The organism is Phyllobacterium sp. P5_D12, assembly GCF_054049495.1.
Genome location: NZ_JBFUMG010000406.1, coordinates 1 through 4,110 on the forward strand (window position 1 = coordinate 1; position 4,110 = coordinate 4,110).

The 4,110-nt window shown below is 55.8% G+C and carries 5 protein-coding genes; 1 reads left to right on the forward strand and 4 read right to left on the reverse strand.

Annotation, left to right across the window (positions count from 1 at the left end):
- Positions 1–748 (reverse strand): endonuclease/exonuclease/phosphatase family protein (locus tag ACXJ5O_RS20505; RefSeq protein WP_457301506.1); only part of this gene is annotated, 748 nt, incomplete at its 3' end.
- A 138-nt stretch (positions 749–886) separates the two neighbouring features.
- Here ACXJ5O_RS20505 and ACXJ5O_RS20510 point away from each other — a divergent pair.
- On the forward strand, positions 887–1,228 hold the full coding sequence (locus ACXJ5O_RS20510) for a BA14K family protein (RefSeq protein WP_457301507.1): 342 nt from the start codon (positions 887–889) through the stop codon (positions 1,226–1,228).
- 108 nt (positions 1,229–1,336) lie between these two features.
- Here the strand turns inward: ACXJ5O_RS20510 and ilvC are convergent, their stop codons facing one another.
- The 3 genes from ilvC to ACXJ5O_RS20525 form a co-directional block, all read right to left on the reverse strand.
- Positions 1,337–2,356 (reverse strand): ketol-acid reductoisomerase, encoded by a 1,020-nt coding sequence (gene ilvC, locus ACXJ5O_RS20515; RefSeq protein WP_457301508.1) that lies wholly within the window; start codon positions 2,354–2,356, stop codon positions 1,337–1,339.
- A 26-nt stretch (positions 2,357–2,382) separates the two neighbouring features.
- Positions 2,383–3,042 (reverse strand): TetR/AcrR family transcriptional regulator, encoded by a 660-nt coding sequence (locus ACXJ5O_RS20520; protein ID WP_457301509.1) that lies wholly within the window; start codon positions 3,040–3,042, stop codon positions 2,383–2,385.
- Between the two features lie 231 nt (positions 3,043–3,273).
- Positions 3,274–4,110 (reverse strand): KUP/HAK/KT family potassium transporter (locus ACXJ5O_RS20525; protein ID WP_457301510.1); only part of this gene is annotated, 837 nt, incomplete at its 5' end.

The following is a 4,110-nucleotide window of genomic DNA, read 5'->3' on the forward strand; positions in this document are numbered from 1 at the left end:
CGACCACCCTTTCGCGATAATCGTTGAAGTCGCCGCAGATCACCCAGCGCTTGCTCGCCGCGCCGCCGCTTGTCGCAAATTTGTCCTCGATGATCCGGCGGACCGCTGTCGCTTCCGCCACCCGCACGGGCATGGTCGATGCGCGCCCATCCACGCCATTGCGGGGTGAGCCCATCGATTTGAAATGACTGACGAAAAGCGTCAGCGGTTTGCCGCCGATGCGCACATCGATTTCCAGGCAATCACGTTTGAAAATGCGCTCATGCGGTTCTATTCCCAAGAGGGCAAGTTCGGGATTGTGAATTCCGAGATCATTGTAGGTGAGATGCGCGTGACTGGTCATGCCGATAAATTCGATGGGCTCGCCGTAACGGGTCTGGTCCCGCATCAACATAGCGACGTCGATGCCACGGCTGTCATTGCCTTCGACCATAAACTTGTGCCGGTAGCCCTCACCGACCATCTTGAACAGATAGCCGAACTCGAAGGCGTTCAACGCGCCGATATTATCTACCTCCTGCAGGCAGAGAATATCCGCATGGGTTTCGGCGATCGCCAGCGCGGTCAGTTGCCGCGTGTCGTCGGCATAGGCAATCGCTCGCCCCTGTTCAAGCTGCCGGTATTGTTCCTCATCCTCTATCTGGAACAGCTGCAACGTCCGGTCCTTGTTGAGATTGTTCTTGAATCCCGAAAAATCGAAACGATTCATGAGGTTTTCGACATTGAAGGTGGCGATGCGAACGGACATGCGGAAACTCGAATGTTTGAACCATGTGACGGGAACGACGTTCCGATTGACGAGAACCTAGCCGTATTGACTGGCTGCCACCAGTGGCGATCCTCGCGACAAGTCCTTATATGTATGTATTCGGATCAGGACAGAACGATGATGAAAGCCTTGACGATCATACTCGCGGCCCTCGGCTTTATGCTGACAACCCAACTTGTCAGCGTATCAGCGCAGGAAATCCAGGGCTACCGTCCGGCACCGCGCGGGCTCGATACGGTCCCGAGAAAACCCTATATTCCGGGCAGCGGCACCCCATCCAATCCTGCTTTGCGCAACTGCACCGGATCGGCGGCCTGCTATGATTTTCGCGTGCATCGCCCCATCGGCCCATCCGGCCGAACACAGGTTCAACGCTGCAGCGCTCAATACCAATCCTATCGGGCTTTCGACAATACCTATCAGCCCTTCACCGGCCCACGCCGCCGCTRCGATCTCTAGCAATCAAAAGGCTGCTGGTTCAAATTCCGCTCTTGCATCCGGCGCCGTCTCAATCGACGAAAAAGGCCGGTGGATCGCTCCACCGGCCTTCAATTCAACCGAAGGGTCTTAATTCTTTGCTTTGTCGACCAGCTTGTTGCTGCCGATCCACGGCATCATGCCGCGCAGCTTTTCACCAACTTCTTCGATCTGGTGCTTGTCGTTGTTGCGACGGATAGCCTTGAAGCGCGATGCGCCAGCCTTGTATTCCTGCATCCAGTCGGAGGTGAACTTGCCGGTCTGGATGTCGGTCAGGATGCGCTTCATCTCCGCCTTGGTTTCGGCAGTGATGATGCGTGGACCGGAAACGTATTCGCCCCACTCCGCAGTGTTGGAGATCGAGTAGTTCATGTTGGCGATGCCGCCTTCATAAATCAGGTCAACGATCAGCTTCACTTCATGCAGACATTCGAAATAGGCCATTTCCGGCGCATAGCCAGCTTCGACCAGCGTCTCGAAACCGGCGCGGATCAGCTCGACCAGACCGCCGCAGAGGACGACCTGCTCGCCGAAAAGATCGGTCTCGCATTCTTCGCGGAAATTGGTTTCGATCACGCCCGAACGGCCGCCGCCAACGCCGCATGCGTACGACAGAGCGAGGTCATGTGCATTGCCTGAGGCATCCTGGTGGATAGCGATCAGGCAAGGAACGCCGCCGCCCTTCTGGTATTCGCCGCGAACCGTATGACCCGGGCCCTTCGGTGCGATCATGACCACGTCGACTGACTTCTTCGGCTCGATAAGACCGAAATGCACATTGAGACCGTGGGCGAAAGCGATCGCTGCGCCGTCGCGGATATTGTCGGCAATGTGATCCTTGTAAATGTCTGCCTGCAGTTCGTCCGGGGTCGCCATCATCATGAGGTCTGCCCATTTGGCCGCATCGGCCACGCTGACGACCTGGAAGCCATCGGCTTCCGCTTTCTTGCCAGTCGCCGAACCTTGGCGAAGCGCGATGCGCACGTCCTTGGCGCCGCTGTCCTTCAGATTGAGTGCATGGGCACGCCCCTGCGAACCATAGCCGATGATTGCAACCTTCTTCGATTTGATCAGGTTGATGTCCGCATCGCGGTCATAATATACGCGCATTGATTTATCCCTTCCAATGTGAGGACCTAGTGGCCACCTTCGGCCGCTTCCGTTTGAGCTCCGTAAAGAGCCAGAAACTGTTGTGTCGCTCGAAGCGAATCCCGTTCGATTGACGCATCAGTCAATTCCAGCCGGTCGCCAAGCAGCAACCGGATTTGCACGTCCCGGACAACCAGTCCGAAAAAGGTGCGAAATGCTTCATCTGTCTCGCTAAAATGCAGCAGACCGGTATCGCGACCGAGCTGCAGCAATGGCTTGAGCCGGCGAGCCATGGCAAAGGGTCCGTTCTCGAGAACGATGACGCCGAGGTCGTGCTTGTCGCTGCCGGCATGACCAACGGCCACGCGGTTAAGCGCCACGGAAATGGTCCCGGAGAGGACGTGCAGCCAATCTGAGGCAAAACGCTGAAGACCGGCGGTCAGCGAGGCTAGGTCGAACGCCTCAGGATCAACTGGGACGGCCCTTACCTTCGAGGCTTGCCATTGAACAGTCGCCGTGAGCAGTCCATCACGGTCGCCGAACCACTTATAAAGACTTTCCTTGGAACAGCTGGCGCGGCGCGCGACGCTGGTCATCGTCAGCGCATCACCCGCTTCGACCAGCAGTGCAAGCGCAGCATCGAGAACGTCCTTCTGACGCTCCGTCAATGCGTTCTCGCCAACGTCGACCGCTAATTGCACTTTCAACTCCCTCGCCGTACCGTACCGTACGTTACGGCAGCGGTTCTAATACGGCGCAAGGAATTTGACAAGGCCAAAACAGGACAAATTTCTCGCTCTGCCCAATCAATTCTTGCATAGGAAAGTTCGGAACTCGCACAAGAATACCCCAAAATGGAACAAGAAAGTGCGAATCCGGAACAAGAATCTCAACCATCAATTGATATTTTGGTGTGCCGGTTAGAATGGATGCCCGTATTAGATGTTGACCTGCGTACCGATCTCCACAACGCGGCCGGTCGGAATCTGGAAGTATTCGGTCGCATCGCTGGCTGTCCGGGCGAGCGCAATGAACAGCCGATCCTGCCAGCGCGGCATTTCCGATCGGGCCGAAGCTTTCAAGGATCGACGCGACAGGAAGAAAGAGGTCGTCATAATATCGAACTTCCATCCCTGCTTCCGGCAGATCGCAAGTGTGCGCGGAATATTGGGGCGTTCCATGTAACCAAAGGTCAGAGTAACGCGCATGAAGAGGTCATTTATAGGCTCGATACGTACCCGTTCGCTCTTTTTTACCAAAGGGGTCGGAGCGGTAATCACCGTAAGAATAACGTTATTCTGATGCAACACTTTGTAATGTTTAAGGCTGTGCATCAGCGCAGTCGGCGTGCTCTTTGGATCACCTGTCAGAAAAACAGCAGTACCGGGCACGAGCGTTGGTGGATTCTCCGCCATTTTCCTCGAAATGAGATCGAGCGGCACTTCGCCCTTGCGGGTTTTTTCGAACAGCTGACGGCTGCCCCGCACCCACGTGAACATCACGAGGACGACGAGCAATGCGACCACCAGCGACGCCCAACCGCCATCTACGACCTTGATAAGATTGGCGCTAACAAAGGTTAGATCGATGATGAGGAAGCAAAGGGTCACCGATATTGCCACCCACAAGCGCCACTTCCAAATTCTGCTCATGACGATGAAAAGCAATATTGTCGTGACAAGCATGTTGCCGGTTACGGCTATACCATATGCGGACGCGAGATTGGACGACCGTTCAAAACCGAGCACCAAAAGGACCACGACCAGACCAAGCAG

Coding starts and splice junctions, on each gene's coding strand:
- ilvC (WP_457301508.1), bottom strand. CDS start 2,356: ATGCGCGTATATTATGACCGCGATGCGGACATCAACCTGATCAAATCG.